Annotated in this window: 26 protein-coding genes, 1 tRNA gene and 1 riboswitch; of the genes, 14 read left to right on the forward strand and 13 right to left on the reverse strand. The window is 72.2% G+C overall.

Features of this window, described 5'->3' with window-relative positions; genetic code table 11:
• Window positions 1–41: 41 nt before the first annotated feature.
• On the forward strand, window positions 42–1,913 hold the full coding sequence (locus AB0D66_RS03470; protein ID WP_362295972.1) for a tetratricopeptide repeat protein: 1,872 nt from the start codon (window positions 42–44) through the stop codon (window positions 1,911–1,913).
• An 80-nt stretch (window positions 1,914–1,993) separates the two neighbouring features.
• Window positions 1,994–2,067: transfer RNA gene (locus AB0D66_RS03475), tRNA-Met, on the forward strand.
• Between the two features lie 118 nt (window positions 2,068–2,185).
• Here AB0D66_RS03475 and AB0D66_RS03480 read toward each other — a convergent pair.
• A complete protein-coding gene (locus AB0D66_RS03480; protein ID WP_362295975.1) occupies window positions 2,186–2,602 on the reverse strand; it encodes a Fur family transcriptional regulator in 417 nt (138 codons plus the stop codon).
• Window positions 2,603–2,731: 129 nt separating this feature from the next.
• On the opposite strand from AB0D66_RS03480, the gene AB0D66_RS03485 reads away from it, so the two are divergent.
• Window positions 2,732–4,201: a catalase gene (locus AB0D66_RS03485; protein WP_362295978.1), complete on the forward strand. Its 1,470-nt coding sequence runs from the start codon at window positions 2,732–2,734 to the stop codon at window positions 4,199–4,201.
• Between the two features lie 63 nt (window positions 4,202–4,264).
• Here AB0D66_RS03485 and AB0D66_RS03490 read toward each other — a convergent pair whose 3' ends face one another.
• The gene (locus AB0D66_RS03490; protein WP_362295981.1) at window positions 4,265–4,657 is read right to left on the reverse strand and encodes a CBS domain-containing protein; all 393 of its coding nucleotides are present in this window, start codon (window positions 4,655–4,657) and stop codon (window positions 4,265–4,267) included.
• A gap of 160 nt (window positions 4,658–4,817) precedes the next feature.
• Entirely contained in the window at window positions 4,818–5,621 is an 804-nt protein-coding gene (gene hisN, locus AB0D66_RS03495) for a histidinol-phosphatase (protein WP_362295984.1), read from the reverse strand.
• A 113-nt stretch (window positions 5,622–5,734) separates the two neighbouring features.
• Here hisN and AB0D66_RS03500 point away from each other — a divergent pair, with 113 nt between their 5' ends.
• A complete protein-coding gene (locus AB0D66_RS03500) occupies window positions 5,735–6,274 on the forward strand; it encodes a TetR/AcrR family transcriptional regulator (protein WP_362295987.1) in 540 nt (179 codons plus the stop codon).
• Here the strand turns inward: AB0D66_RS03500 and AB0D66_RS03505 are convergent.
• The 4 genes from AB0D66_RS03505 to AB0D66_RS03520 all read right to left on the reverse strand — a co-directional run bounded on the left by AB0D66_RS03505 (window position 6,240) and on the right by AB0D66_RS03520 (window position 9,798).
• The gene (locus AB0D66_RS03505) at window positions 6,240–6,563 is read right to left on the reverse strand and encodes a multidrug efflux SMR transporter (RefSeq protein WP_069921864.1); all 324 of its coding nucleotides are present in this window, start codon (window positions 6,561–6,563) and stop codon (window positions 6,240–6,242) included. The genes AB0D66_RS03500 and AB0D66_RS03505 overlap by 35 nt on opposite strands.
• Before the next feature lie 92 nt (window positions 6,564–6,655).
• A complete protein-coding gene (rsgA, locus tag AB0D66_RS03510) occupies window positions 6,656–7,666 on the reverse strand; it encodes a ribosome small subunit-dependent GTPase A (RefSeq protein ID WP_362295991.1) in 1,011 nt (336 codons plus the stop codon).
• A 9-nt stretch (window positions 7,667–7,675) separates the two neighbouring features.
• Window positions 7,676–9,031 (reverse strand): 3-phosphoshikimate 1-carboxyvinyltransferase, encoded by a 1,356-nt coding sequence (aroA, locus tag AB0D66_RS03515; protein ID WP_362295994.1) that lies wholly within the window; start codon window positions 9,029–9,031, stop codon window positions 7,676–7,678.
• Between the two features lie 53 nt (window positions 9,032–9,084).
• Window positions 9,085–9,798, reverse strand: a complete 714-nt coding sequence (locus AB0D66_RS03520) for a M50 family metallopeptidase (RefSeq protein WP_362295997.1) — start codon at window positions 9,796–9,798, stop codon at window positions 9,085–9,087.
• 78 nt (window positions 9,799–9,876) lie between these two features.
• Between AB0D66_RS03520 and AB0D66_RS03525 the strand changes: the two genes are divergently transcribed.
• The 8 genes from AB0D66_RS03525 to def all read left to right on the forward strand — a co-directional run bounded on the left by AB0D66_RS03525 (window position 9,877) and on the right by def (window position 17,467).
• Complete coding sequence (locus AB0D66_RS03525) at window positions 9,877–10,695, forward strand: SOS response-associated peptidase (RefSeq protein ID WP_362296000.1); 819 nt, start codon at window positions 9,877–9,879, stop codon at window positions 10,693–10,695.
• 19 nt (window positions 10,696–10,714) lie between these two features.
• A complete protein-coding gene (locus AB0D66_RS03530) occupies window positions 10,715–11,356 on the forward strand; it encodes an alpha/beta family hydrolase (protein ID WP_362296003.1) in 642 nt (213 codons plus the stop codon).
• A gap of 324 nt (window positions 11,357–11,680) precedes the next feature.
• A complete protein-coding gene (locus AB0D66_RS03535) occupies window positions 11,681–12,325 on the forward strand; it encodes a sigma-70 family RNA polymerase sigma factor (RefSeq protein WP_030709911.1) in 645 nt (214 codons plus the stop codon).
• On the forward strand, window positions 12,322–12,639 hold the full coding sequence (gene rsrA / locus AB0D66_RS03540; protein ID WP_362296006.1) for a mycothiol system anti-sigma-R factor: 318 nt from the start codon (window positions 12,322–12,324) through the stop codon (window positions 12,637–12,639). The genes AB0D66_RS03535 and rsrA overlap by 4 nt, the downstream gene beginning before the upstream one ends.
• 211 nt (window positions 12,640–12,850) lie before the next feature.
• Entirely contained in the window at window positions 12,851–14,392 is a 1,542-nt protein-coding gene (locus AB0D66_RS03545; protein ID WP_362296009.1) for an HD-GYP domain-containing protein, read from the forward strand.
• Window positions 14,389–15,657, forward strand: a complete 1,269-nt coding sequence (locus AB0D66_RS03550) for an HD domain-containing protein (RefSeq protein WP_362296012.1) — start codon at window positions 14,389–14,391, stop codon at window positions 15,655–15,657. The genes AB0D66_RS03545 and AB0D66_RS03550 overlap by 4 nt, the downstream gene beginning before the upstream one ends.
• A 105-nt stretch (window positions 15,658–15,762) precedes the next feature.
• A complete protein-coding gene (locus tag AB0D66_RS03555) occupies window positions 15,763–16,764 on the forward strand; it encodes a hypothetical protein (protein WP_362296014.1) in 1,002 nt (333 codons plus the stop codon).
• Window positions 16,765–16,822: 58 nt separating this feature from the next.
• Entirely contained in the window at window positions 16,823–17,467 is a 645-nt protein-coding gene (gene def, locus AB0D66_RS03560; protein WP_362296017.1) for a peptide deformylase, read from the forward strand.
• A 324-nt stretch (window positions 17,468–17,791) separates the two neighbouring features.
• On the opposite strand, the gene AB0D66_RS03565 is transcribed toward def, so the two are convergent.
• Complete coding sequence (locus AB0D66_RS03565; RefSeq protein ID WP_362296020.1) at window positions 17,792–18,763, reverse strand: helix-turn-helix domain-containing protein; 972 nt, start codon at window positions 18,761–18,763, stop codon at window positions 17,792–17,794.
• Window positions 18,764–18,845: 82 nt separating this feature from the next.
• Here AB0D66_RS03565 and AB0D66_RS03570 point away from each other — a divergent pair, with 82 nt between their 5' ends.
• Window positions 18,846–19,052 (forward strand): hypothetical protein, encoded by a 207-nt coding sequence (locus AB0D66_RS03570; protein ID WP_362296023.1) that lies wholly within the window; start codon window positions 18,846–18,848, stop codon window positions 19,050–19,052.
• Here AB0D66_RS03570 and AB0D66_RS03575 read toward each other — a convergent pair.
• The 3 genes from AB0D66_RS03575 to AB0D66_RS03585 all read right to left on the reverse strand — a co-directional run bounded on the left by AB0D66_RS03575 (window position 19,007) and on the right by AB0D66_RS03585 (window position 23,226).
• Complete coding sequence (locus tag AB0D66_RS03575; RefSeq protein WP_362296026.1) at window positions 19,007–20,038, reverse strand: ribonucleotide-diphosphate reductase subunit beta; 1,032 nt, start codon at window positions 20,036–20,038, stop codon at window positions 19,007–19,009. The genes AB0D66_RS03570 and AB0D66_RS03575 overlap by 46 nt on opposite strands.
• On the reverse strand, window positions 20,038–22,416 hold the full coding sequence (locus AB0D66_RS03580) for a ribonucleoside-diphosphate reductase subunit alpha (RefSeq protein ID WP_362296029.1): 2,379 nt from the start codon (window positions 22,414–22,416) through the stop codon (window positions 20,038–20,040). Before AB0D66_RS03580 ends, AB0D66_RS03575 begins: the two co-directional genes overlap by 1 nt.
• A gap of 141 nt (window positions 22,417–22,557) precedes the next feature.
• A riboswitch (cobalamin riboswitch) is annotated at window positions 22,558–22,687 on the reverse strand.
• Between the two features lie 44 nt (window positions 22,688–22,731).
• A complete protein-coding gene (locus AB0D66_RS03585) occupies window positions 22,732–23,226 on the reverse strand; it encodes a GNAT family N-acetyltransferase (RefSeq protein ID WP_362296032.1) in 495 nt (164 codons plus the stop codon).
• Window positions 23,227–23,304: 78 nt separating this feature from the next.
• On the opposite strand from AB0D66_RS03585, the gene AB0D66_RS03590 reads away from it, so the two are divergent.
• Window positions 23,305–23,889, forward strand: coding sequence for a Uma2 family endonuclease (locus AB0D66_RS03590; RefSeq protein ID WP_362296035.1), 585 nt, complete (start codon window positions 23,305–23,307; stop codon window positions 23,887–23,889).
• 50 nt (window positions 23,890–23,939) lie between these two features.
• Here the strand turns inward: AB0D66_RS03590 and AB0D66_RS03595 are convergent, their stop codons facing one another.
• Together AB0D66_RS03595 and AB0D66_RS03600 are read right to left on the reverse strand one after the other, a co-directional pair.
• The gene (locus AB0D66_RS03595) at window positions 23,940–24,134 is read right to left on the reverse strand and encodes a YbdD/YjiX family protein (protein WP_362296038.1); all 195 of its coding nucleotides are present in this window, start codon (window positions 24,132–24,134) and stop codon (window positions 23,940–23,942) included.
• A complete protein-coding gene (locus AB0D66_RS03600; protein ID WP_362296041.1) occupies window positions 24,134–26,353 on the reverse strand; it encodes a carbon starvation CstA family protein in 2,220 nt (739 codons plus the stop codon). Before AB0D66_RS03600 ends, AB0D66_RS03595 begins: the two co-directional genes overlap by 1 nt.
• Window positions 26,354–26,370 lie beyond the last annotated feature (17 nt).

Here is a 26,370-nt window from a genome sequence, read left to right on the forward strand (position 1 = left end):
TGCGACATACCAGGTGTACGCGGGTAGCAGGTGATGCGACGATGGGATTTATGGGGGACAGGTCAACTCTGCTGGAGACAGGGCGGTTTGCGAGGACGGATGCCGAGCCGGGTACGGGAGCCGGTGACTCGGCTCCCGCTGTCAACGCGCAGACCGCGCTGAACGATGCGGACTTCTTGGACAAGCACAGTGCGGAGGAAATGTTCGCCGAGACCGACACGGCGAGCGATGCCGAGCTCGAGGCCCGGCACCGGGTGGCCGCCGACAAGGGCGACCCCGGCGCCATGAGCGTGCTCGGCGCGCTGCTGCTGCGCCGCGGCGACCTGGACGGGGCCGAGCCGTACCTGCGCGGCGCCACGGGGGAAGGGGACCGCGCCGCCGCGAACAACCTGGGCGTACTGCTGCACCAGCGGGGCTACCCCGAGGAGGCGGCCGGCTGGTGGCGGGTGGCCGCCGTGGCCGGATCCGCTCCGGCCGCCCACGCGCTGGGCCGCCACTTCCGCGAGCGCGGGGACGAGCCCGCCGCCGAGTACTGGCTGCGCCAGGCGGCGGAATCCGGCCACGCCCTGGGGGCCTACGGTCTGGCCGACCTGCTTGAGCACCGCGGCGACAAGGGCGTGGAGCGGTGGTTCCGCGCCGCCGCGGAGCAGGGGCACCGCGAAGCGGCCTACCGGCTGGCCCGGCACCTGCGCAAGGGCGACCCCGCCGAGGCCGAGCAGTGGTACCGGCAGGCCGCCGCGCGTGGGCACCGCCGTGCCGCGCTGCACCTGGGCGCACTGCTGGAGGCGCGCGGCGAGCTCAAGGAGGCCGGGCGCTGGTACCTGACCTCCGCCAAGCAGGGCGAGGCCCGGGCGGCCTGCGCCCTGGGCTTCCTGCTGCGCGACGCCGGGGACGAGGACAGCGCCGCCGCGTGGTGGCACCGCGCCGCCCAGGACGGCGACGGCAACGCCGCCAACGCGCTCGGCGCGCTGCACGCCGCCCGCGGCGAGACCCAGACCGCGGAGCGCTGGTACCGCACCGCCATGGACGCGGGCGACCAGAACGGGGCGTACAACCTTGCTTTGCTGTGCGTCGCACAGGACCGGACCGCGCAGGCCGAGCAGTGGTACCGGCGGGCGGCCTACGCCGGCCACCGCGAGGCGGCCAACGCGCTCGCCATCCTGCTGCTCCAGGGCGGCGACGCGGCGGGCGCGGAGCCGTGGTTCTCGAAGGCGGCCGAGGCGGGCAGCGTGGACGCCGCCTTCAACCTCGGGATCCTGTTCGCCAGCCGCGACGAGGACCGCACGGCGCTGAAGTGGTACGAGCGCGCCGCGTCGGCCGGACACACCGACGCCGCACTCCAGGTCGGGATCGCGCTCGTGCGCGACGGCGAGGAGCGGGCCGCCGAGCGCCACCTGCGGTGCGCGGCGGGCGGCGGCAGCGCGGAGGCCGCCTTCCGGCTGGCCGCGCTGCTGGAGTCGCTGGCCCCGCCGCCGGAGCCGGTGGCGCTGGGCGAGCCGGTGGGCAGCGCCCCGCGCACCGAGAGCGAGGAGTGGTACGAGCGGGCCGCCGAGCTGGGGCACCGCCGGGCCCAGGTGCGCGTCGGGATGCTCGCCGCGGCCCGGGGGGACCTGCCGGCCGCCGCGCGCTGGTACCGGGAGGCGGCCGAGGCCGGGTCCCGCAACGGCGCGTTCAACCTCGGGCTGCTGCTGGCCCGCGAGGGCAGCGAGCCGGAGGCCGCCCTGTGGTGGACGCGAGCGGCGGTGGCGGGCCACGGCCGCGCTGCCCTGCGGCTGGGCCTGCTGGCGGCGCGGCACGGGGACCTGGCCGAGGGGCAGAAGTGGTGCGTCCGGGCCATGGAACTCGGCCCGGCGGAGGTGTCCGAGCGTGCGGCGCGGCTGCGCGACGCCCTCGCCGAGGAGCTCTCGGCCTGATCCCGGGCCGGGGGCTCCGGCGGCGCCGGTTAACCGATTTGCATCTGTCGTGTTGCCTCACGTAAAGTCGTGTTTACCGACGCGGGGTGGAGCAGCTCGGTAGCTCGCTGGGCTCATAACCCAGAGGTCGCAGGTTCAAATCCTGTCCCCGCTACTGAAGGCTCAGGGCCCGGATCCCATGGATCCGGGCCCTGAGTCGTTTTCAGACGTGAAGCGTGCGGAAGAAGGAGGGCCCGGATCCCATGGATCCGGGCCCTCCTCGCGTCCGGGAATCAGGCGCCGGCGCAGTTGGGGCACACCCCGCGGTACGTCACCTCGACCGCCGACACCACGAAGCCGAAGCGCTCCGTGTCCGGCAGGTCGGCCAGCGGGTTGCCCGCCGGGTGGACATCGCGGATCGCGCCGCACTGGGCGCACACCAGGTGCTGGTGGGGCCGGTGGGCGTTCGGGTCGTAGCGCTTCGCGCGGCGGTCCGTGGCGACCTCCAGCACCTCGCCGAGCGTCACCAGCTCGCCGAGCGTGTTGTAGACCGTCGCCCGGGAGATCTCCGGCAGCTTGGCCACGGCACGCGCGTGCACCTCGTCGGCCGTCAGGTGAACGTGGTCACCGTCGAGCACCTCGGCCACGACGCGCCGCTGTGCGGTCATGCGCCATCCGCGTCCGCGAAGTCGTTCCAGCAGGTCACTCATAGACGCCAGCCTAACAGTGTGGGGATTCGGTGTAACTCCCGAATCGGTGTGGATTTGGACTCTTGCTTGACTTAGACAATGTCCATTGTAGGATCGAGTACGGCAAGGCCGAGGACAGGACACGCGGGAATGACGCAGGAGGCGCACGTGACGCAGGGACCGCTCACCACGGAGGCCGGGGCTCCGGTCGCCGACAACCAGAACAGCGAGACCGCGGGCGTCGGCGGCCCGGTCCTCCTCCAGGACCAGCTGCTGTTCGAGAAGCTCGCGCACTTCAACCGCGAGCGCATCCCGGAGCGCGTGGTGCACGCCCGCGGCGCGGGCGCGTACGGCACCTTCACCCTGACCCGCGACGTCTCGCAGTGGACCCGCGCGGCGTTCCTGTCCGAGGTCGGCAAACAGACCGAGACCTTCCTGCGCTTCTCCACCGTCGCGGGCAGCCTGGGCAGCGCCGACGCGGTGCGCGACCCGCGCGGCTGGGCGCTGAAGTTCTACACCGAAGAGGGCAACTACGACCTCGTCGGCAACAACACCCCGGTGTTCTTCATCAAGGACGCGATCAAGTTCCCGGACTTCATCCACACCCAGAAGCGCGACCCGTACACGGGCTCGCAGGAGGCGGACAACGTCTGGGACTTCTGGGGCCTGTCGCCCGAGTCCACCCACCAGGTGACCTGGCTGTTCGGTGACCGCGGCATCCCGGCGTCCTACCGCCACATGAACGGCTACGGCTCGCACACCTACCAGTGGAACAACGAGGCCGGCGAGGCCTTCTGGGTCAAGTACCACTTCAAGACCGACCAGGGCATCAAGAACCTCACCCAGGCCGAGGCGAACCGGCTCGCCGGCGAGGACCCGGACTCCCACCAGCGCGACCTGCGCGAGTCCATCGAGCGCGGCGACTTCCCGAGCTGGACCGTGCAGGTCCAGATCATGCCGGCGGCCGAGGCGGCCGAGTACCGCTTCAATCCGTTCGACCTCACCAAGGTGTGGCCGCACGCGGACTACCCGCCGGTCGAGATCGGCAAGCTGGAGCTCAACCGCAACCCGGAGAACGTCTTCGCCGAGGTCGAGCAGAGCATCTTCAGCCCCGCCCACTTCGTCCCCGGCATCGGCCCCTCCCCGGACAAGATGCTCCAGGGCCGCCTCTTCGGCTACGGCGACGCCCACCGCTACCGGGTCGGCATCAACGCCGACCACCTGCCGGTGAACCGCCCGCACGCCACCGAGGCGCGCACCCACTCCCGCGACGGCCACCTGTACGACGGCCGCCACAAGGGGGCGAAGAACTACGAGCCGAACAGCTTCGGCGGCCCCCACCAGACGGACCGGCCGCTGTGGCAGCCGACCGGCCTGACCGGAGGCACGGGCAACCACCCCGCGGCCGTGCACAGCGAGGACGACGACTTCGTCCAGGCCGGCAACCTCTACCGGCTGTACTCGCAGGACGAGAAGTCCCGGCTGATCGAGAACCTGGCCGGCTTCATCGCCCAGGTCTCCCGCGACGACATCGTCGAGCGCGCGGTCGACAACTTCCGCCGGGCGGACGGCGACTTCGGCAAGCGGCTCGACGCCGCGGTCCAGGCCCTCCGCGGCTGACACGGACGCTTGCCGTAGCAAGGCGACGGGCCGGAACCCCCCGGGGTTCCGGCCCGTCGTCCGCTATGCCGCGACGGTGCGCCGCGCGGGCACCCAGCAGCGGATGACGTCGCGCACGGAGACGATGCCCACCGGGCCGCCGTGCTCCAACACGATCAGATGCCGGAAACCGCCGTGGGCCATGGCCTCGGCGGCCTCCTGCAAGGTGGCCTCCGGGGTGCAGAACACCACGTTGTTGGTGGTGTGCGCGCCCACGGTCTCGCGGTCGGGATCGTGGCCCGCGCCGATCGAGTTGAGGATGTCGCGCTCGGTCAGGATGCCGATTCCACTGTGGTCGGGGTCGAGTACGACGGCTGCGCCGACGCGCCGCCCCGACATCAGGCAGGCCGCCTGACGCAGGGTGTGCGCGGGTCCGAGGGTGAGGATCACGGTGCTCATTGCGTCACGGACGAGCATGAAGAGAGCCACCTCCTGGGTGAGTCCCTCCGCTTGGGTGTGGTGCGCCCGCAGGATCCTAGAGAAAGGATTCACAAGCGCACAAGCGGAGGATTCTCAGATTCCCACGGACGCGCACCGTCAACAAGGGGGCCCGCACGGGGACATGCGGGGAGGATGCTCAGCCGCGCGGACGCAGCAGCTCCAGCATCTCCTCGTGGAGCAGCCCGTTGGAGGCGGCGGCGTTCCCGCCGTGCACCCCGTCCACCCCGTCCAGGCTGGTGAAGCGGCCGCCGGCCTCCTGGACCACGACCGCGATGGCCGCCATGTCCCACAGGTTCAGCTCCGGTTCGGCACACAGGTCCAGCGAGCCTTCCGCGACCATCATGTACGGCCAGAAGTCGCCGTAGCCGCGGGTGCGCCAGCAGGCGCGGGTCAGGTCCAGGAAGCCGGGCAGGCGGCCCTGCTCCTCCCAGCCGCTCAGCGAGGAGTAGGCGAACGAGGCGTCGCCCAGCCCGCCCACCTTCGAGACGCCGATCGGCGTGGCCGCGCCGAGCGCGCCGCCCGCGAACGCGCCGCCGCCGCGCACCGCCCACCAGCGCCGGCCCAGCGCGGGCGCGGACACCACGCCCACCACCGGCCGGAAGACGCCGTCCTCGTCCTGCGCCATCAGGGAGATCAGGGTCGCCCAGACCGGGACCCCGCGCACGTAGTTCTTCGTGCCGTCGATCGGGTCGACGACCCAGCGCCGCGGCCCGTCGCCCTTGAGGCCGTACTCCTCGCCGAGGATCGCGTCGTCGGGCCGTGCGGCCGCGATGCCCGCCCGGATGATCTCCTCGGCGGCCCGGTCCGCCTCGCTCACCGGCGTCATGTCCGGCTTGGTCTCGACCACGAGGTCGAGGGCACGGAAACGCTCCATCGTCGCGGCGTCCGCGGCGTCGGCGAGCTCGAGGGCAAGGCGCAGGTCATCGTCATACTCGGACATGGCCGAACAGTATCGCGGCCGGTGGCGCGGCCGGGACGCGCCCTTGACAGGATCTGTCGCCCCGTCAACTCTGGCCGGGAAGCCCAGCGGGAACGGCCCAGTGGGAGGCGAAGATGCCGGCAGCCCGGGAAACCTTGCTGGAAGCGGCGGGAGCGGCGCTCTCGGCACGCCCCTGGCCGTCCGTGCGGATGGTCGACGTGGCGGCGGCCGCCGGGGTGTCCCGGCAGACCCTGTACAACGAGTTCGGCGGCAAGGGGGGCCTGGGCCGCGCCCTGATCCGGCGCGAGGGCGAGTGGTACCTCGACGGAGTCGAGCGCGCCCTGTCCACCCCCGCCCCGACCTCCCAGCGGCTCGCGGCGGTCGCGGAGTGGACCGTGCGCGCGGCCCGCGCCCACCCCCTCGTACGGGCCCTGCTCACCGGTTTCTGGGACCCCGGCCTGCCCGCCGCGGGCCGCGCGCCCGGACCCGGTGAGCTGGCCCGGGCCGTCCGGGACCGGGCGGCGGCCGCGCTGATGCCCGCGCAGGACGCGCAGCGGTGCGAGCTCGCCGTGCGGCTCGCGCTGTCCTACGTGGTGGCCCCGGGGGAGGAGCCGGGGGCGGGGGAGCTGCTGCGGCTGCTCAGTGCGCAGAACCGGACAGCTGCAGCCCGATGACCCCGAGGATGACCAGGGAGATCGAGACGAGCTTGAGGGTGGAGACCAGGTCGCCGAGGAAGACCATGCCGTAGATCGCCGTCCCGGCGGCGCCGATCCCGGTCCACACCGCGTACGCCGGACCCACGTCCAGCTTCTTGAGGGCCAGGGTGAGCAGGCCGAAGCTGCCGAGCGCGAAGCAGGCGAAAGCGACGGTCGGCCACAGCCGGGTGAAGCCGTGCGAGAGCTTGAGGCAGACGGCGAAGCCGGTCTCCAGGATTCCCGCAACCACGACGAGCAGCCACGCCATGTCGAATGCCTCCCCGCGTCACGTGAATTCTCGCCACTTGGTGCGATTATGCATTTATCCAGACACGATCTTCGGCAAACCCCGACGGTGCGTCAGTCTCCCTCGCGGCGCTCCCGCGTCTCCAGCAACCGCCGCAGCGAATACAGCCGCGCCGGGTCCGCGTGGCCTTCCTCCACCCACTTGTCGAGCGCGCAGTCCGGCTCGTCGTGGCTGCACGCCCGCGGGCACTCTTCGGTGCCGGGCACCAGGTCCGGGAAGGCCAGGATCACCCGGGAGGGGTCCACGTGGTGCAGGCCGAAGGAGCGCACGCCCGGGGTGTCGATGACCCAGCCGTCGCCGCCGGGCAGCGGAAGCGCGAGCGCGGAGGTGGTGGTGTGCCGGCCGCGGCCCGTGACCGCGTTGACGTGCCCGGTGGCGCGCTGGCGGCCCTCGGCGACCAGCGAGTTGACCAGGGTGGTCTTGCCGACGCCCGAATGGCCCACGAAGGCCGTGATCCGGCCGTTCAGCCGGTCGCGCACCCGGTCGGCCGCGTCGCCCGTCGCGAGCTCCTCGCGGTTGGTGACCACGTAGTTCACGCCGAGCGTCGAGTAGATCTCCAGGATCTTGTCGGCGGAGGTCAGATCGGACTTGGTGAGCACCAGCAGCGGTTCCAGACCCGCGTCGTACGCCGCCACCAGGCAGCGGTCGATCATCCTGGGCCGCGGCTCCGGGTCGGCGAGGGCCGTCACGATGGCCAGCTGGTCGGCGTTGGCGACGACCACCCGCTCGAACGGGTCGTCGTCGTCGGCGGTGCGCCGCAGGACGGACCTGCGCTCCTCGATCCGCACGATGCGGGCGAGGGTGTCCTTCTTGCCGGACAGGTCACCGACGATCCAGACCCGGTCGCCGACCACCGCCGCCTTGCGCCCCAGTTCCCGGGACTTCATGGCGTGGACCGTGCGGTCCTCGACCAGGCAGGTCAGCCGGCCGCGGTCCACGGTGAGGACGAAGCCCTCGGAGGCGTCCTCGTGCTTGGGCCGGATGCTGGTCCGCGGCCGGTTGCCCTTGGGGTTGGGCCGCTGGCGGATGTCGTCCTCGTCGGTGTGCTTGCCGTACCTGCGCATGACGCGGCCCTACGCTCCCGCTCCCGCTGCGAAATCCCCTGCGAGCATGTCCGCCCACATCTGCGGGAAGTCCGGCAGGGTCTTCGCGGTCGTCGCCACGTTCTCGATCATCACGCCCTCCACCGCCAGGCCGATCACCGCGCCCGCGGTCGCCATCCGGTGGTCGTCGTACGTGTGGAAGGTGCCGCCGTGCAGCGGGCGCGGCCGGATGCGCAGGCCGTCCTCCGTCTCGGTGACGTCGCCGCCGAGCGCGTTGATCTCCTTGGTCAGCGCGGCCAGCCGGTCCGTCTCGTGCAGGCGCAGGTGCTGGACGCCGCGCAGCACCGACTCCGAGTCGGCCAGGGCCGCCACCGCCGCGATGCCCGGGGTGAGCTCGCCGACCTCGCCCAGGTCCACGTCGATTCCGTGGATCTTGCCGGTGCCGGTGAAGACCAGGCCCGCGTCGGTCAGCTCGCAGGAGCCGCCCATCTCCGTGAAGATCCGGCGCAGCGCGTCGCCGGGCTGCGTGGTGCGCCGCGGCCAGTCCGGGATGGTGACCGTACCGCCGGTGATCAGCGCCGCGGCCAGGAAGGGCTGGGCGTTGGACAGGTCCGGCTCCACCACCAGGTCGCGGCCGAGCACCGCGCCGGGCGCCACCCGCCACACGTTCTTCTCGCCGCCCGCCTCGGGGGTGTCCACCTGGGCGCCGGCCGCGCGCAGCATCTCCACCGTCATCCGGATGTGCGGCATCGACGGCAGGTTGGTGCCCACGTGCCGCACCTCGACGCCCTGGTTGAAACGCGGGGCGGAGAGCAGCAGCGCGGAGACGAACTGGGAGGAGTTGGTGGCGTCGATCTCCACGACACCGCCCTCCAGGGCCCCGCCGCCCTGCACGGTCAGCGGCAGCGCGCCGCGGCCGTCGTCGTCGATCCGGGCGCCGAGGGTGCGCAGGGCGTCGATGACCTGGCCCAGCGGGCGCTCGTAGGAGCGCGGGTCGCCGTCGAAGCGGATGTCGCCGTCGGCGAGGGTGGCGACGGGCGGCAGGAAGCGCATGACCGTGCCCGCGTTGCCGACGTCGACGGTGGCCGGGCCGTGCAGGGCGGCCGGGATGATCCGCCAGGCCTCGCCGCTCGCGGCGGCGCCCGCCGAGCTGGAGGAGACGGTCTCCTCGATGCCCACGCCCATCGCCCGCAGGGCGTCCGCCATCAGCTGGGAGTCGCGCGAGCGCAGCGGCCGGCGCACCCAGCCCGGCTCGGCGGCGAGCGCGGCGAGGACGAGGGCGCGGTTGGTGACCGACTTGGAACCCGGCACGGTGACGGTGGCGTGGACGGCAGCGTCGGCGATCGGGGCGGGCCAGAGGGCGGGGAGCGCGGGGGTCTCGGTCATGGCCCCCACTTTAGTGGCTTCCCCCGACCCCGGATCTTGATCGTCGGGCCGTCTCAGAGGGCGAGAAGCCAGCGGCCGCCGCCCACCAGCGAGCACAGCGCGACGACGTGGAAGAGGAGCAGCCACACCACCGGGTGCACGTGGGTGAGCCGCCCGAGCTGGTCGGCGTCCGAATCCGGCGCTCCGCCGTGCCGGCGCTTGGCCCCGAGCTCGAAGACCGGCCGGACGCCGCCGAGCAGCAGGAACCACACCACCGCGTACGCGAAGACGGCCTGCACCTCGGCCGGGGCCAGCCAGGACACCAGCAGGAAGGTCCCCCCGGTCACCAGCACGGTCAGCGCCCCGTAGGCGTTGCGGATCATCACCAGCATCGCCACCAGCAGGGCGGTGGCCGCCCACAGGAGCAGCGTGATCCGGTGCGCGGACAGCAGCGCCGCCCCGCCGAGCCCCAGCAGCGAGGGCGCGGTGTAGCCGGCGGCGGCGGTCAGGATCATGCCCAGCCCGGTCGGCTTGCCCCGGCTGACGGTGACCCCGCTGGTGTCGGAGTGCAGCCGTATCCCGTCGAGCCGCCGCCCGGTCAGCAGCGCCAGCAGGCCGTGGCCGCCCTCGTGCGCGATGGTCACGGCGTTGCGCGACAGCCGCCACAGCGGGCGCGGGCCCACGGCGGCCAGGGCGACCAGGCCCGTCGCGATCACCAGCCACAGGTCGGGCGCCGCCTGTATACCCGTGAGCCGGTCCCACAGGCCGGCCGTGCTGCTGCTGTCCATGGAGGGCGGACTCCTTGCGGTGGGGTTCTGGGGACACCTCCCAGCGGTGGCCGGGGGCGACATGGCAGTGTGGCAGGCATGTGCGGACGGTTTGCAGCGAGTCGGAAGCCCGAGGACCTGGTGGAGGCCTTCGGCATCGAGAAATGGGAGCCCGAGGAGACCCTGGCCCCCGACTTCAACGTGGCGCCGACCAAGCAGGTCCACGTCGTCCTCGACCGCCCCCTCAAAGACGCGTCCGACCCCCGTCCGGTTCGCCAGCTGCGCACCCTGAAATGGGGTCTCGTGCCCTCCTGGGCCCAGAACCCCGACGGCGCCGCCCGGATGATCAACGCCCGGTCGGAGACCCTCGCCGAGAAGCCCTCCTTCCGCCGCCCCTTCGCGCAGCGCCGCTGCATCGTCCCCGCCGACGGCTACTACGAGTGGGTCACCGCCCACGACGAGCGGGAGTTGGAGGTGGAGGGGAAGCGCAAGCGGGCCCGCAAGCAGCCCTACTTCGTGCTCCCCGCCGACGGCTCCGTCTTCGCCATGGCCGGCATATACGAGTTCTGGCGCGACCGGACCCTGCCCGACGCGCACCCCCTCGCCTGGTGGGTCACCTGCTCGGTGATCACGGCCGAGGCCGAGACCGGACCGCTGGGCGCGGCTCCCGCCGAGGGGCCGCGCTCCCTGTCCGACATCCACCCCCGGATGCCGCTCATGCTGACCCCCGACCGCTGGGACGCCTGGCTGGACCCCGCGAACACCGACACCGAGGGCTCGCTGCGCGCACTGCTGGCACCGCCGCCCGGCGGCCTCATGCGGGCCTACCCGGTGTCCACGGCCGTGAGCAACGTGCGCAACAACGCGCCGGAGCTGCTGGCGGAACTGGCCGCGCCTGAAGAGGGCACCCTCTTCTGACCCGGGCAGGATGGGGTGCATGAACACCCGTACCCAGAGCGTCGGCACCCCGGCGGGCGAGGCCCGCATCACCTGGCACACCGCCCGCGGGGCCCGGCTCGTGCTCGCCGTGAGCCACGGGGCCGGCGGCGGGATCGAGGCCCGGGACCTGCAGGCGCTGGCCGCCGCCCTGCCCGCGCACGGGATCACCGTGGCCCTGGTCGAACAGCCCTGGCGGGTCGCCGGGAAGAAGGTCGCCGCCGCGCCCAAGGTGCTCGACGAGGGGTGGCGCGGACTGTGGCCCGCCCTCGCGGAGCCCGGGCTGCCCGTGGTCGCCGGCGGCCGCAGCGCCGGGGCCCGGGTCGCCTGCCGGACCGCGGCGGAACTGGGCGCGGCCGGGGTGCTGGCGCTGGCGTTCCCGCTGCACCCGCCGGGCCGGCCGGAGAAGTCCCGGGCCGAGGAGCTGCTCGGCGCCGGACGGCCCGCGCTGGTGCTCCAGGGCGGCCGCGATCCCTTCGGCCGCCCGGAGGAGTTCCCGGCGGGAGGCACGTACACGCTGGTGGAGGTCCCGCACGGGGACCACGGGTTCGCCGTGCCCAAGAAGGCGGACGTCACCCAGGAGGCGGCCCTCGCCCTGATCACCGGGACCGTGGCCGAATGGCTCACCGCGCTCGAGATCTGATCGAGGGCCGCTGGACGCCGGAGTGATCCGGATCACCCCTCCCGCGCGCGCCCCGATACCGGGCCGAAAGCCGCTCCCGCCCCGGGGAATGCGGGGCCCGCACCGTCTGTTGTGCCGGATGTCGGTACGTACGGGAACTTGTCGGAGGAGAGGGAGCGCATGACCCAGGTCATCAGTCAGAACCGTCGGCAGGCCGCTGACCTGGACTGGACGGTTCTCCCCAGCCCCAAGCGCGGGACGCTTCGGGCGGCGGAGGGCCGGGATGGTCGACTATTCTCCGATTCGAGCGGCTCCGCTCTCGAAGCCGCCACGCAGTCGGAGGAGGTGGGTCCTGTCGCTGGGACCGACGAAGGCCACGCGGAGGAGACGACCCCGGAGCGCAATGCGCGCTTCGAGCGGGACGCCCTCGGCTACCTCGACCAGATGTACTCGGCCGCGCTGCGCATGACGCGCAATCCGGCCGACGCCGAGGACCTGGTCCAGGAGACGTACGCGAAGGCATACGCGTCGTTCCACCAGTTCCGCGAGGGCACCAACCTGAAGGCGTGGCTGTACCGCATTCTGACCAACACCTTCATCAACTCCTACCGCAAGAAGCAGCGCGAACCCCAGCGCAGCGCCGCGGAGGAGATCGAGGACTGGCAGCTGGCGCGCGCCGAGTCGCACATGTCGACCGGGCTGCGCTCCGCCGAGTCGCAGGCGCTCGACCACCTGCCCGATTCGGATGTGAAGGAAGCGCTCCAGGCCATTCCGGAGGAGTTCCGCATCGCGGTCTACCTTGCCGACGTAGAGGGCTTTGCGTACAAGGAGATCGCCGACATCATGGGTACACCCATCGGTACGGTCATGTCGCGACTGCACCGTGGCCGCCGTCAACTCCGCGGAATGCTGGAGGACTATGCCCGTGAGCGCGGGCTGGTTCCCGCGGGCGCGGGAGAGTCGAACGACCGGAAAGGCTCGGGCTCATGAGTTGCGGAGAGCCGCACGAGACGGAGTGCTCTGAGGTCCTGGATCACCTTTACGAGTTCCTCGACCGGGAGATGCCCGACAGCGACTGCACGAAGTTCGAGACGCACTTCGGGGAGTGCAGCCCCTGTCTGGAGAAGTACGGCCTGGAACAGGCCGTGAAGAAGCTGGTGAAACGCTGCTGCGGGTCGGACGACGTGCCGAGTGACCTGCGGTCCAAGGTGATGGGGCGGATCGAGCTGATCCGGTCGGGACAGGCCGTGCCCGAACACGACATCACCGCCGACGTGGCCGCCGACAACCCGGCCGCCGGCTGATCCCGCCGCGGGCCGTCCGAACGGCCGTGTGAAACAACCGCCGCCCCCGGAACAGCACTTCGTTCACCCGAAGGTGCTAATCCGGGGGCGTCCGTATGGCGCAATGTGAAAATGTGGCCCGCTTCTCCAGGGGCCCCACTTATTCTCCCCATTCGGTGCTGGTTTGATTCGGTACCTGGATTCCTGGCACGGCACGGGGGAGGAGAGCGCCATGCGGGCACTTCCGCCGGCGGCGCGCGCGTACATCCTGTGCGCCGTCCTCGCCGCCCTGGCGTGCGCCGCACCCGCCCTCACCGATTCCGGTACGCCCTGGGCCGCCGTCGCCCTGCTCGCCGTGCTCTACCTCGGCTGCGAGCTGGTGAAGGTCTGCCCGCTGCTGGGCGGCAAGGTGCCCGAGGGCATCGGCTCCTTCTTCCCCGTGGTGCTCGCCGCCGTCCTCCTCCTGCCGCCCTCCGCCGCCGCCCTCGTGGCGCTGCCCGGGGGGCTCGCGGGGACCGTGGTCCAGCGGCCCGCCCGGGTGCGGCGGGTGTGGCACGGGGCGCAGCAGGCGCTGGCCGCCTGGGCCGCAGGGCAAACGTTCCGGCTGCTGCGCGGCCCGGCCGCGCTCGGCTCCTCGGCCGAAACCGGGCCGGCGGGATCCGCCGGCCCGCCCGTCTGGGTGGCCGACTTCCCCTACGTGCTGCTTCCCGCGGGTGCCGCGGCCGTCGTCTTCTGCCTGGTGCTCACCGCCCTCGACGGGGGCGTCCTGGCCGCCGCGGAGCGCCGGCCCGCCGCCACCGCCTGGCGGGGACTGCTCACCCGGTCCCTCGCCCCCCACTGCGTGCACGGCCTCGCCGGACTGATGATGGCGGTCATGTGGCGCAGCCCGTACGGGCTCCCGGCCGCCCTCCTCGTCCTGCTGCCGATGTACATCTCCTGCTGGGTCTTCGCCCAGTACCACCGCGAACGCGCGGCCCACCAGGCCACCATCCGCGCCCTCGTCCAGGCCGTCGACATCAAGGACCGCTACACGCGGGGCCACAGCGAGCGCGTCGGCCAGGCCTCCGCGATGATCGCCCGCGAGCTGGGCATGTCCGAGGACCGCCTCGAGGTCGTCCGCATCGCCGGGATCCTGCACGACGTGGGCAAGCTCGGCGTCCCCACCCGGCTGCTGCGCAAGGACGGGCCGCTCACCCCGGAGGAGCGCAGGATCATCGAGCTGCACCCCGAGTACGGGCACGAGATGGTGCGCGGCATCGGCTTCCTCGGGGAGGCCCGGGCCGCGATCCTGCACCACCACGAGCGGGTCGACGGCTCCGGATACCCGTACGGGCTGACCGGCGACCAGATCCCGGTGCTGGCCCGCGTGGTGGCGGTGGCCGACGCCTTCGACGCGATGACCTCCACCCGGTCCTACAGCCGGGCCCGTCCGGTACCGGTCGCCCTGGCCGAGCTGGAGCGGTGCGCGGGGGCGCAGTTCGACCCGGCCATGGTGGACGCCCTGACCGGGGCCATCGGACGGCACGGCTGGCACCCGGTGGTGACCTCCGACGCGGACCTGCAGGTGATCAGCGGGCCCGATCCCGCCGGGGGCGGACCGGGGCTGCCCGCCCTCGCCGGCCTGCCGGCCCAGGGCTCCCGCCCGGCCGGCGGGGCCGACCCCGCCGGCGCGGGCCCCGGCGAACGGCCGCACCGCGCGGGCGCCGCCGACGCCCCGCCCGCCGCTGGGGCCGCCGACGCGCCGGCCCGCCGCCGGACGGAGGGCGGGTCGTGAGGGGGACGGCCGTGCGGGCGGTGCGGGGCGCGGCCGGTGCGCTCACCGCCGTCGCCCTCGGCCACACGCTGTGGAACGGCCTCGCCGACCCCGGGGTCGCCCTGGCCTTCGGCATCCTGATCACCATCGGCGAGCTCGCCCGCCGGGACCCGCGCACCGAGCCGGGCCCCACCGACCGCCGCCCCGCCCCCCTCGCCTCCGCCGGAGCCCTCGCCTACGCCCTGCTCGGGCAGAACGCCGGGCAGCCCACCGGACACGGGGTCCTGCAGATCGTGGCCGTGGTCGTCGCGGCCGCACTCGCCGGGATCGTCCCGCACGTCGCCCGGGGCCACGGGCCCGCCCTGGACCACGTGGCCCGGCGGGTCCTCACCGTCGCCTTCGCCGCCGTCTGTTTCCAGCCGCTCTACAACTCGGGCCGGCTGGAGGAGCGGATCGGCCAGGGCCCGTACCTCGTCCTGTTCCTGCTGTGCCTGCTCGGCCTGACCGCGCTGTGCGAAGCCGTGCTCGCCGCCGTGCTCGCCGGGGCCCGCACCGGCTGGCCGTACGGGCCCCTGCTGCGCGACGAGCTGCGCGCCCAGCTCGGCATCGGCTCGGCGATCTGCGCCACCGGCGTGGTGATGGCCCTCGGCGTCGCGGGGGCCGGCCTGTGGGCCCTGCCCGTCTTCAGCGTGCCCCTGCTGCTGACCCAGATGTCCTTCCACCGGATCACCGCGATCCGCACCACCTACCGCCAGACCATCACCTCCCTGGCCCGGGCCACCGAGATCGCCGGCTACACCCCGCCCGGCCACGCCCGCAGGGTCGCCTCCCTGAGCTGCGCCGTCGGCCGGGAGCTGGGGCTGTCGGAGCGGGAGCTCACGGTCCTGGAGTACGCGGCGCTGATGCACGACATCGGGCAGCTCTCCCTCGTCGACCCCGTTCCGGACGGAGCCACCGCCGTCCTGCCCGCCGCCGAGGCCCGCCGGATCGCCGAGCTCGGCGGGGAGGTGGCCCGCCAGACCGGGGTGCCCGCCGAGGTGGCCGTGGTCGTGGAGCGGCAGGCCGATCCGTACCGGGAGCAGCCCGTCGCCGCCCGCATCGTGCGCGCGGTCAACGCGTACGACGACCTGGTGGGCGGGGACCGTCACCCGAGCGGCTCACTGGCGGCCCTGGAAGAGCTCCGCCTGGGCACCGGGCACGACTACCAGCCGGAGGTCGTGGAGTGTCTGGCGAGGGTTCTGGCCAGGGGCGGACGTGACAGAGTTGTTCCCGTCCCACCTGGGTAACCCATGGGTAATGAGCGGCCGTCCGAGTGGGCATGGTTGGATGCCAGTAAGAGTGAGAGCGAGAGTGTCCGCAAGGCTGCACCGTCGGACCGGCAGGCGGGAATCGTGAGGATCTTCGGGAAGGTACGGCATCGGCCCTCCGCCTCGTGGCGGCAGGCCACCGACCGCGCGTTCACGCTGATCGGCGACGGTCGGTACGAGGACGCGGGCGCGCTCCTGACCAGGGCCGCGGACCTGGAACCCTGGCTGTCCGAGTCCTGGTTCAATCTGGCCCTGCTGCACAAGTTCCGGCACGACTGGGAGCAGGCGAGGGCCGCCGGACTGCGCGCCGTGGCCCTGCTGGACCGCGAGACGGGCGCCCCGGACTGGTGGAACGTCGGCATCGCCGCGACCGCGCTCCAGGACTGGCCGCTGGCCCGGCGGGCCTGGCAGGCGTACGGGCTGAAGGTGCCCGGGGACGCGCACGGCGCGGGCGGCAAGAACGGCGGCGAGCCGGTGGGCATGGAGCTCGGCAGCGCGGCCGTGCGGCTGTCGCCCGAGGGCGAGGCCGAGGTGGTCTGGGGCCGCAGGCTGGACCCGGCCCGTATGGAGGTCCTCTCGATCCCGCTGCCCTCCTCGGGGCGACGCTGGGGCGAGGTGGTGCTCCACGACGGCGTCCCGCACGGCGAGCGGGTCACCGCGGCCGGGCCCTCGTACCCCGTCTTCGACGAGATCGAGCTGTGGGCGCCGTCGCCCGTGCCGACCTGGGTGGTGCTGCTGGAGGCGGCCGGCGAGGCGGACCGCAACGCGCTGGAGCAGCTGGCCTCGGACGCGGGCTTCGCCGCCGAGGACTGGTCCTCGTCGGTACGGCTGCTGTGCCGGACCTGCTCGGAGAGCGAGATGCCGAGCGACGAGGGCGACGGGGAGCACCTGGACCCGCACGACCACAGCGAGCCGGGGCACCCCGGGCCGCTGGGGCACCGCACGGCCGGCTCCGGTGCGCTGTGGGTGCCCGAGCGGGAGTGCGGCATCGCGGCCCCGGCCGGTCTGGTGCGCGGGCTGCTGGACGGCTGGGTCGCCGACAGCCCGGACACCCGTGAGTGGCGGGATCTCGAGGAAGTCTGCTGAGCCGGGGGCCGTAGGCTGTACGGGCACATCGGTGACTTACGGAAGGCGTACGGCGGACATGGCGCAGCAGGAGAACGAGGTTGTCGAGGTCGCGGGCGAGGTGAACGACGGGTACGTCGTGGACACCGAGGACTGTGCGGAGCGCGAGCTCGCCCACCGGGAGCGCGGCACCGCCCGCCCCATCACGGTGGTCGGCAACCCGGTGCTGCACCGGGAGTGCAAGGACGTCACCGAGTTCGGCGACGAGCTGGCGCAGCTGATCGACGACATGTTCGCCAGCCAGCGGGCCGCCGAGGGCGTGGGCCTGGCCGCGAACCAGATCGGCGTGGACGCCAAGGTCTTCGTCTACGACTGCCCGGACGACGACGGCGTGCGGCACACCGGTGTGGTGGTCAACCCGAAGCTCGTCGAGCTGCCGGCCGGCGCGCGGGTGCTGGACGACTCCAACGAGGGCTGCCTGTCGGTCCCGACGGCCTACGCCTCGCTGGCCCGCCCGGACTACGCCGAGGTCGAGGGCCAGGACGCGCAGGGCAACGCGATCAAGGTGCGCGGTACCGGCTACTTCGCGCGCTGCCTGCAGCACGAGACCGACCACCTGTACGGGTACCTGTACATCGACCGGCTCTCGAAGCGGGACCGCAAGGACGCGCTGCGGCAGATGGCCGAGGGCACCCCGCGCTACGAGACGGTCCCGAACGACTGATCTTTCCGCACGCGCGGCCGGGCCCCGCCTCCCGTGAGGGGAGCGGGGCCCGGCCGCGTCGGGCTACTTCTGCGCGAAGCCCCAGCCGCTGTCGGCGACTGCGGCGGCGGTGAGGATGCGGGCGGTACGGGACATACGGGCCCTCCTGAGCTGTGATGAGAGGTGCGCACGGCCGGGCGCGGTGCGGGGGCGACGGGCCGGGCGTCATCACGGTACGCCACCGCCCGACTACGCAAGGGCCTGCTTTGGGCCAAAGGCGGCCGGTTCTCGGCCAAGGTCGGGCCGGGGGTCGAGCCGGGATTCGGGCAGGAGGCCGGGCCGGGGTCAGGCCACGGCCCGCGGGCCCCGGAACGCACGCCGGAAGGCGTTCGGGGTGGTGCCGAGCGTCCGCAGGAAGTGGTGGCGCAGGGCGGCCGCGGTCCCGAACCCGCAGCGGCCCGCGATCGCGTCGACGGTCTCGTCGGTGGTCTCCAGCAACTCCTGGGCGAGCAGGACCCGCTGGCGCAGCACCCACTGGTAGGGGGTGGTGCCGGTCTCCTGGAGGAAGCGGCGGGCGAAGGTGCGCGGCGACATGTGCGCGCGCTCGGCGAGCTGCTCGACGGTGATCTCCTCCTCGAGGTGGCGGGCCATCCACCCGATCACCTCGCCCACCGTGTCGCAGGCCGTGCGGGCCAGCGGCCGCTGGATGAACTGGGCCTGGCCGCCGTCCCGGTGGGGCGGCACCACCATCCGCCGCGCGATGGTGTTGGCCACCTCGGCGCCCTGCTCCTGCCGTACGACGTGCAGGCACGCGTCGATCCCGGAGGCGGTGCCGGCCGCCGTGATCACCGGGCCCTCGTCCACGTACAGCACGTCGGGGTCGACCAGGGCGCGCGGGAAACGGCGCCGCAGCGCGGGCGCGTGCATCCAGTGCGTGGTGCAGCGCCGGCCCTCGAGCAGCCCGGCCGCGCCCAGGACGAAGGCGCCGCTGCACACGCTCAGCACCCGCGCGCCCCGGTCGACGGCCCGGTTCAGGGCGGCCAGCAGGGGCTCGGGGTAGTCGCGGGTGGGCGCCGTCCGGTCCGCGGGCAGGCAGACCAGGTCCGCCTCCTCCAGCCGCTCCAGGCCGTGGCGGAGCGTGAGGTCGAAGAGCCCGTCGCCGCTCACCACCTTGTCCTCCTCGGCGGCGCACACGGCGAACTCGTACGTCGGCAGGCCCATCGCGCTGCGGTCGATCCCGAAGACCTCGCAGAAGATGCCCAGCTCGAAGGGGGCGACCCCGTTGACCACGGCCACGGCCACGTTGTTCAAAGGCATGGCTCACAGTGTGGCAGTAATTCGCTCCTTCATGACAGTCCTGCCACTGTCCCGTTTTCCGGGCTCTCGCGAGAGTGGAGTCATGAACACGCTCCTGAACTATCTCGCCGTCCTCGCCGTCGCAGCCCTCCTGCTGGCCCCCGCCCTCTACGGGGCGGCCCGGGAACGCAGGATCGACCGGCAGCTGCGCGAGGCAGCCGCCGGCCGATCAGAGGCCCGCGGGGCGGACGGGGCCCGGAAGGCTCAGAAGTCCTCGTCGAGGTCGACCGTGCCCTCCACGGCGACCTGATACGCCGACGGGCGGCGCTCGAAGAAGTTGGTCAGCTCCTGCACGCCCTGCAGCTCCATGAAGGAGAACGGGTTCTGCGAGCCGTACACCGGCGCGAAGCCGAGCCGGACCAGGCGCTGGTCCGCGACGCACTCCAGGTACTCGCGCATCGACTCGGTGTTCATACCCGGCAGGCCCTCGCCGCACAGGTCGCGGCCGAACTGCAGCTCCGCCTCCACGGCCTCCTTCAGCATGTCGGTGACCTGCTGCCGAAGGGCGTCGTCGAAGAGCTCCGGCTCCTCCTTGCGGACGGTGTCCACGACCTCGAACGCGAAGTTCATGTGCATGGTCTCGTCGCGGAACACCCAGTTGGTGCCCGTGGCCAGACCGTGCAGCAGACCGCGCGAGCGGAACCAGTACACGTACGCGAAGGCGCCGTAGAAGAACAGGCCCTCGATGCACGCGGCGAAGCAGATCAGGTTCAGCAGGAAGCGGCGGCGGTCGGCCTGCGTCTCCAGCCGCTCGATCTTCTCGACCGAGTCCATCCACCGGAAGCAGAACTGCGCCTTCTCGCGGATGGAGGGGATCTCCTCGACCGCGTCGAAGGCGGCCGCGCGGTCGTCCGGGTCGGGCAGGTAGGTGTCGAGCAGCGTCAGATAGAACTGGACGTGCACGGCCTCCTCGAACAGCTGGCGCGACAGGTACAGGCGCGCCTCCGGGGAGTTGATGTGCTTGTAGAGCGTCAGCACCAGGTTGTTCGAGACGATCGAGTCGCCCGTCGCGAAGAACGCGACCAGGCGGCCGATCATGTGCTGCTCGGCCGGCGTCAGCTTCGCGAGGTCGGCGACGTCCGAGTGGAGGTCGACCTCCTCGACCGTCCACGTGTTCTTGATCGCGTCCCGGTAGCGCTCGTAGAAGTCCGGGTAGCGCATGGGGCGGAGCGTGAGCTCGAAGCCCGGGTCCAGGAGGTTCTTGCTCGTCACAGCATCGGTGTCGTTGGAGCTCATTACTGGCAGGCCTCGCAGGACTCGGGGTTCTCAAGGGAGCAGGCGAGCGCCTCCGCGTCGGCCACGGCCTGCGGGAGCGCCGCCGGAGCGGCGGCCTGCGCCGCACGGGCGATCTTCGTCGCCGGGCGCGAGCGCAGGTAGTACGTGGTCTTCAGGCCCTGCTTCCAGGCGTACGCGTACATCGAGCTGAGCTTGCCGATGGTGGGCGTCTCCAGGAACAGGTTCAGGGACTGCGACTGGTCGAGGAACGGGGTACGGGCCGCCGCCATGTCGATCAGGCCGCGCTGCGGGATCTCCCACGCCGTGCGGTACAGCTCGCGCACCTCGGCCGGGATCCAGCCGAAGCCCTGCACCGAGCCGGACGCGTCGCGCAGCGCCTCGCGGGTCTGCGCGTCCCACACGCCGAGCTGCTTCAGCTCCTCCACCAGGTAGGCGTTGACCTGGAGGAACTCACCGCTCAGCGTCTCGCGCTTGAAGAGGTTGGAGACCTGCGGCTCGATGCACTCGTACACGCCCGCGATCGAGGCGATCGTCGCCGTCGGGGCGATGGCCAGGAGCAGCGAGTTGCGCATGCCGGTCTTCGCGACCCGGGCGCGCAGCGCCTCCCAGCGCTCCGGCCAGTTCAGCTCCACGTCGTAGTGGTCCGGGTGCAGGACGCCGCGGGCGGTGCGGGTCTGCTCCCAGGCCGGCAGCGGGCCGCTGCGCTCGGCGAGGTCGCAGGAGGCCTCGTACGCGGCCAGCATGATGCGCTCGGAGAGCTTGGTGGACAGGGCCTTCGCCTCGGGGGAGTCGAAGGGCAGCTTCAGCTTGAAGAAGACGTCCTGGAGGCCCATCGCGCCCAGGCCCACCGGGCGCCAGCGGGCGTTGGAGCGGCCGGCCTGCTCGGTCGGGTAGAAGTTGATGTCCACCACGCGGTCGAGGAAGGTCACGGCGGTGCGGACGGTCTCGTCCAGGCGCTCCCAGTCGATCCCCCCGTCCACCACGAAGGCGCCCATGTTGACCGAGCCGAGGTTGCAGACGGCCGTCTCGCCGTCGTTGGTGACCTCGATGATCTCGGTGCACAGGTTGGAGGAGTGGACGACGGTGCCCGGCTCGGCGGTCTGGTTCGCCGTGCGGTTGGAGGCGTCCTTGAAGGTCATCCAGCCCTGGCCGGTCTGCGCGAGGGTGCGCATCATCCGGCCGTACAGGTCGCGGGCGGGCATGGTCTTGCGGGCCAGGCCCGCCGATTCGGCCTTGCGGTAGGCGGCGTCGAACGCGTCGCCCCACAGGTCGACGAGCTCGGGCACGTCGGCCGGGGAGAACAGCGACCAGTCGGCGTCGGCGTTGACCCGGCGCATGAACTCGTCCGGCACCCAGTGGGCCAGGTTCAGGTTGTGCGTACGGCGCTGGTCCTCGCCGGTGTTGTCGCGCAGCTCCAGGAACTCCTCGATGTCCGCGTGCCAGGTCTCCAGGTAGACGGCGGCGGCGCCCTTGCGGCGGCCGCCCTGGTTCACGGCGGCGACGGAGGCGTCGAGGGTCTTCAGGAACGGCACGATGCCGTTGGAGTGGCCGTTGGTGCCGCGGATCAGCGAACCGCGGGCGCGGATGCGGGAGTACGACAGGCCGATGCCGCCGGCGTGCTTGGAGAGTCGGGCGACCTGGTGGTAGCGGTCGTAGATCGAGTCCAGCTCGTCCAGCGGGGAGTCCAGCAGGTAGCAGGAGGACATCTGCGGGTGGCGGGTGCCGGAGTTGAAGAGCGTGGGGGAGGACGGCAGGTAGTCGAGGCGGCTCATCAGCCGGTAGAGCGAGGCCACTTCCTCGACGGCCTGCACGGACTCGTCCTCGGCCAGACCGCACGCCACGCGCAGCATGAAGTACTGCGGGGTCTCGATCACCTGGCGGGTGATCGGGTGGCGCAGCAGGTAGCGGCTGTGCAGGGTGCGCAGGCCGAAGAAGCCGAAGCGGTCGTCGGCACCCTCGGCGAGGGTGTGCTCCACCAGCGCGTCCAGGCGGCTCGCGTGGGTCCGGACGAACTCGGCCGTGCGGTCGGCGATGAGGCCCTCGCGGTGGCCGACCCCGACGGAGGCCGAGAAGGAGGTGGAGCCCTGGCCCGCGGCCTCGTCGCGCACCGCCAGCGTCAGCAGCCGCGCGGCGAGCCTCGAGTACGCGGGGTCCTCGGAGATCAGGCCGGCGGCGGCCTCGGTGGCCAGCCCGCGCAGTTCGGCCTCGTCGGCGGCGGCGCTGCGACCGCGCAGCGCGGCGGCGGCGACCCGGCCGGGGTCGGTGTCGGGGAGGTCCGCCGTCAGTTCGGTGAGGGTACGCAGCAGCGTGGCCCCCGGGCCCTCGGTGTTGTCGCCAGAAACGGACTCGGCGCGCGGTGCGGAAGGCGCGATGGTCACGGCGGGAGCTCTCCCTCGCTCGGCCCGGATCGACGGCGGGCGGGCACGGGGAGGCGCATGCGGGCGTGGCAGGAACGCGTACACCGCATGGCGTCCACCGGCCCAACCGCGAGGCCCGGACGTATCGGCACCCGGTTCGGTCGACCCGGGCGCACCGTCGGCAGGTCCTCGGACTTCATGTCCGGTAGCCGGACACTTCATACCGTTGCGGGACAGTTCCGGATTCGCACCGGATTCCCCTGCGGCGACAGCAGGCATGAGCATACATGTGGGGGGCCGCCGTTGCGTGACCCCCCACATGTTGTGTCGGTGTGGCTACAGCTCCAGACGGTACGTGAGCAAGGTGAGCCCGGGAACCGGCGCCCAGTCCCGCTCCGGCGTACGGACGAAACCGAGCCGCTCGTAGATCCGCTGGGCCCCGGTCATGCCGCGCTGGGTGGACAGCACCAGGTGCGTGACGCCCGACAGCTCCCGCGCACGGGCCGCGCACGCCCGCACCAGCGCCTCGCCGGCGCCGCGTCCCCGCGCCTCGCGGGAGACGGCCAGCATCCGGAACTCGGCCTCGCCGGGCCCGGCTATGTCGGCCAGCGGGCTGCCGGGCGGCGCGAAGGTCACCCCGCCGAGCAGGGCCCCCTCCTCGACGGCCACGAGCACCTCCCCGTCGGCGGCCCGTCCGGCGACATCGCGCAGCACCGCCGCGTAGAACGCCTCGCCGGAGCCCAGCAGGCCGTCGCCCAGATAGGCCTGCGCGGTGATCTCACCCAGCTGCTCGTACTCGGCGGGCAGCGCCGCCCTGATCACGATGTCCATGGGGTCGAGTGTGCCGGACGGGTGCCGGTGCCCGGCGCTATCGTCGGAGGCAGCACCGTCGATGAAGGTGAGTGAGGCATGACCGCGATGACCGACCGTCCCCACATGCCGACTGAGGACTTCGAAGCCGTCGCACGCGTAGCGGCCAAGGAGAGGGAGGGGACGCGGCTCGAATTCATCGACGGGGTTATCAGGAGCAAGGCCATGCCGGACGGCGACCACCAGATGATCATCCAGTGGCTGACGCGGCTCTGCATGCAGCACCGGCCGGAGCTCTGGCTCCATGGGGGACAGGGGATCAAGGCTCAGGCGTACCGGGACGGGCGAGCCATCCCGGACGCGGTGCTGGCGCCTTCCCAAGCCTTCGCGGGGCAGGGCGACTGGGTCGACCCCGCTCCGATCCTCATGGCCGTCGAGGTGACCTCGTGGGATTCGGATACCCACCAGCGGGATCATGTCGAAAAGCCTCGCGCCTACGCGGAGTCCGGCATCCCCGTCTACCTCCTGATCGACCGGGCCAAGTGCGAGGTCTCCGTCTACAACCAGCCCAACGGCCGACGTTACGAGGGCATCCAGGTAGTGCCGTACGGCACGGACATTGCGCTGCCCGACCCCGTCGGGATCACACTCCAGACCGAGGTACTCAAGGACTGGGTACGCTGAACAGCCCGAAGGCCCCGCCGGGATGGCGGGGCCTTCGGTACGTGCGGGGCTCAGCAGCAGCCGAAGCCCTCCCGCGGGTCCGCCTCGCGGGCGTCCGTACGGGCCCGTTCGAACGCGCGGCGGGTCGGGACCTCCGCGTCCGGGTCGTGGGAGCGGGCGTGGGCGACGTACCGGTCGTAGGCCGCCTCACCCGAGAACTCCCGTACGAAGTACCGCGCCCTCGCCAGTGCGCTGCGCAGGCTCATCAGGCCACCGGCTCCTTGACCTGCCCGCCGCCCGAGTCCAGGCCCGCCGCGGCGAGCTCGGCCTTCTCCTCGGCCGTCGGGAACAGCCCCGCCGGCGCGACGATCCTGGACTCGCTCCACGGGACCTCGGCCAGCTTCGCCGACTCCGGGTTGCTGATCGCCTTGAAGCAGGTCCGGGCCGCGTCGGCCAGCACGATGATGATCAGCACCGCGAACAGGGCGCACAGCACCCCGTCCACCGTGGCGTTGGTGACCACCGTGTGCATCTCGTCCATGTTCTTGGCGGGCGGAAGCACCTTGTCGGCGTCGATGCCCGCCTGGTACTTGTCGCGCTGGGCGAAGAAGCCGACCCGGACGTCCTCGGAGAAGATCTTCTGGTAGCTCGCGGTGAGGGTCACCGTGGCGTCCCAGGCCAGCGGGACCGCGGTCACCCAGGCCCACTTCAGCCGCCCCGACTTCACCAGCAGGGTGGTGCAGACCGCCAGGGCGACGGCCGCCAGCAGCTGGTTCGCGATGCCGAACAGCGGGAACAGCTGGTTGATGCCGCCCAGCGGGTCCTTCACGCCGACCCACAGGAAGTAGCCCCAGCCGCCGACCACGACGGCGCTGGCCAGCCACACGCCCGGCTTCCAGCTGACGTCCTTGAAGGACTTGTGCACGTTGCCCAGGGTGTCCTGGAGCATGAAGCGGCCGACCCGGGTGCCCGCGTCGACCGTGGTGAGGATGAACAGCGCCTCGAACATGATCGCGAAGTGGTACCAGAAGGCCTTCATCGAGCCGCCGCCGATGACCGAGGCGAAGATCTCCGACATGCCGAGTGCGAAGGTCGGGGCGCCACCGGTACGGGAGAGCAGGCTGGTCTCCTCGACGTCCTTCGCGGCCTGGGCCAGCGCCTCCGGCGAGATGGCGAAGCCGAAGCTCGTCACGGCCTGCGAGGCCGACTCCACCGTGGTGCCGATGACGCCGCCGGGGGAGTTGATGGCGAAGTAGAGGCCGGGCTCCAGGATGCAGGCCGTGATCACGGCCATGACGGCGACGAACGACTCGGTGAGCATCGCCCCGTAGCCGATCATCCGGACCTGGGTCTCCTTCTGGATCATCTTCGGGGTGGTGCCCGAGGAGACCAGGGCGTGGAAGCCGGACAGGGCGCCACAGGCGATCGTGATGAAGACGAAGGGGAACATCGAGCCGGCGAAGACCGGGCCGTCCCCGCGCGAGGCGAAGTCGGTGACCGCGGGCATCTTCAGGGTGGGCATCGCGATGAACACGCCGACGGCCAGCAGGGCGATGGTGCCGACCTTCATGAAGGTGGAGAGGTAGTCGCGCGGGGCGAGCAGCATCCACACCGGCAGCACCGAGGCCAGGAAGCCGTACACGATCATCCAGATGACCAGCGTCTCCTTCTCCAGGGTGAAGGTGCCCGCCAGCGAGGATTCCGCGACCCAGCCGCCCGCGACGATGGCGAGCAGCAGCAGGGCCACGCCGATCAGCGAGACCTCGGTGACCCGGCCGGGTCGCAGGACGCGCAGGTAGAAGCCCATGAAGAGGGCGATCGGGATCGTCATGCCGATGGAGAAGACGCCCCAGGGCGAGTGCGCCAGGGCGTTGACGATGACCAGCGCGAGCACGGCCAGCAGGATGATCATGATGGCGAACACGGCGATCAGGGCGGCGGCTCCGCCCACGGGGCCGATCTCGTCCCGGGCCATCTGGCCGAGCGAACGGCCGTCGCGCCGGGTGGAGAAGAACAGCGTCACCATGTCCTGCACGGCGCCCGCGAAGATCACGCCCACGACGATCCAGATGGTGCCGGGCAGGTAGCCCATCTGTGCGGCGAGCACCGGTCCGACGAGGGGCCCGGCGCCGGCGACGGCGGCGAAGTGGTGGCCGAAAAGGACCCGTCGGTCGGTGGGATGGAAGTCGACACCGTTGTCAAGGCGTTCGGCGGGGGTCGCCCGCGTCTTGTCCACCTTCAGTACGCGGTGTGCGATGAACCGCGAGTAGAAGCGGTAGCCGATCGCGTAGGAGCCCAGCGCGGCGGCGAGCAGCCACGCCGCGGAGATCTCCTCGCCGCGGGAGAGGGCCAGGACGGCCCAGCCGAGGGCGCCGACGAGTCCGACGAGCACCCATGCGGCGATGGACTTGGGGGAAGGCGAGCCCGGCCTGCTGTCCGGACCCGCCGCGTTCCGTTGTGTCCCAGTTGCTTCCGGTTCAGGCATGACTCTCGTCCCATCGT

Source organism: Streptomyces sp. NPDC048270, assembly GCF_040652335.1.
GTDB lineage: Bacteria > Actinomycetota > Actinomycetes > Streptomycetales > Streptomycetaceae > Streptomyces.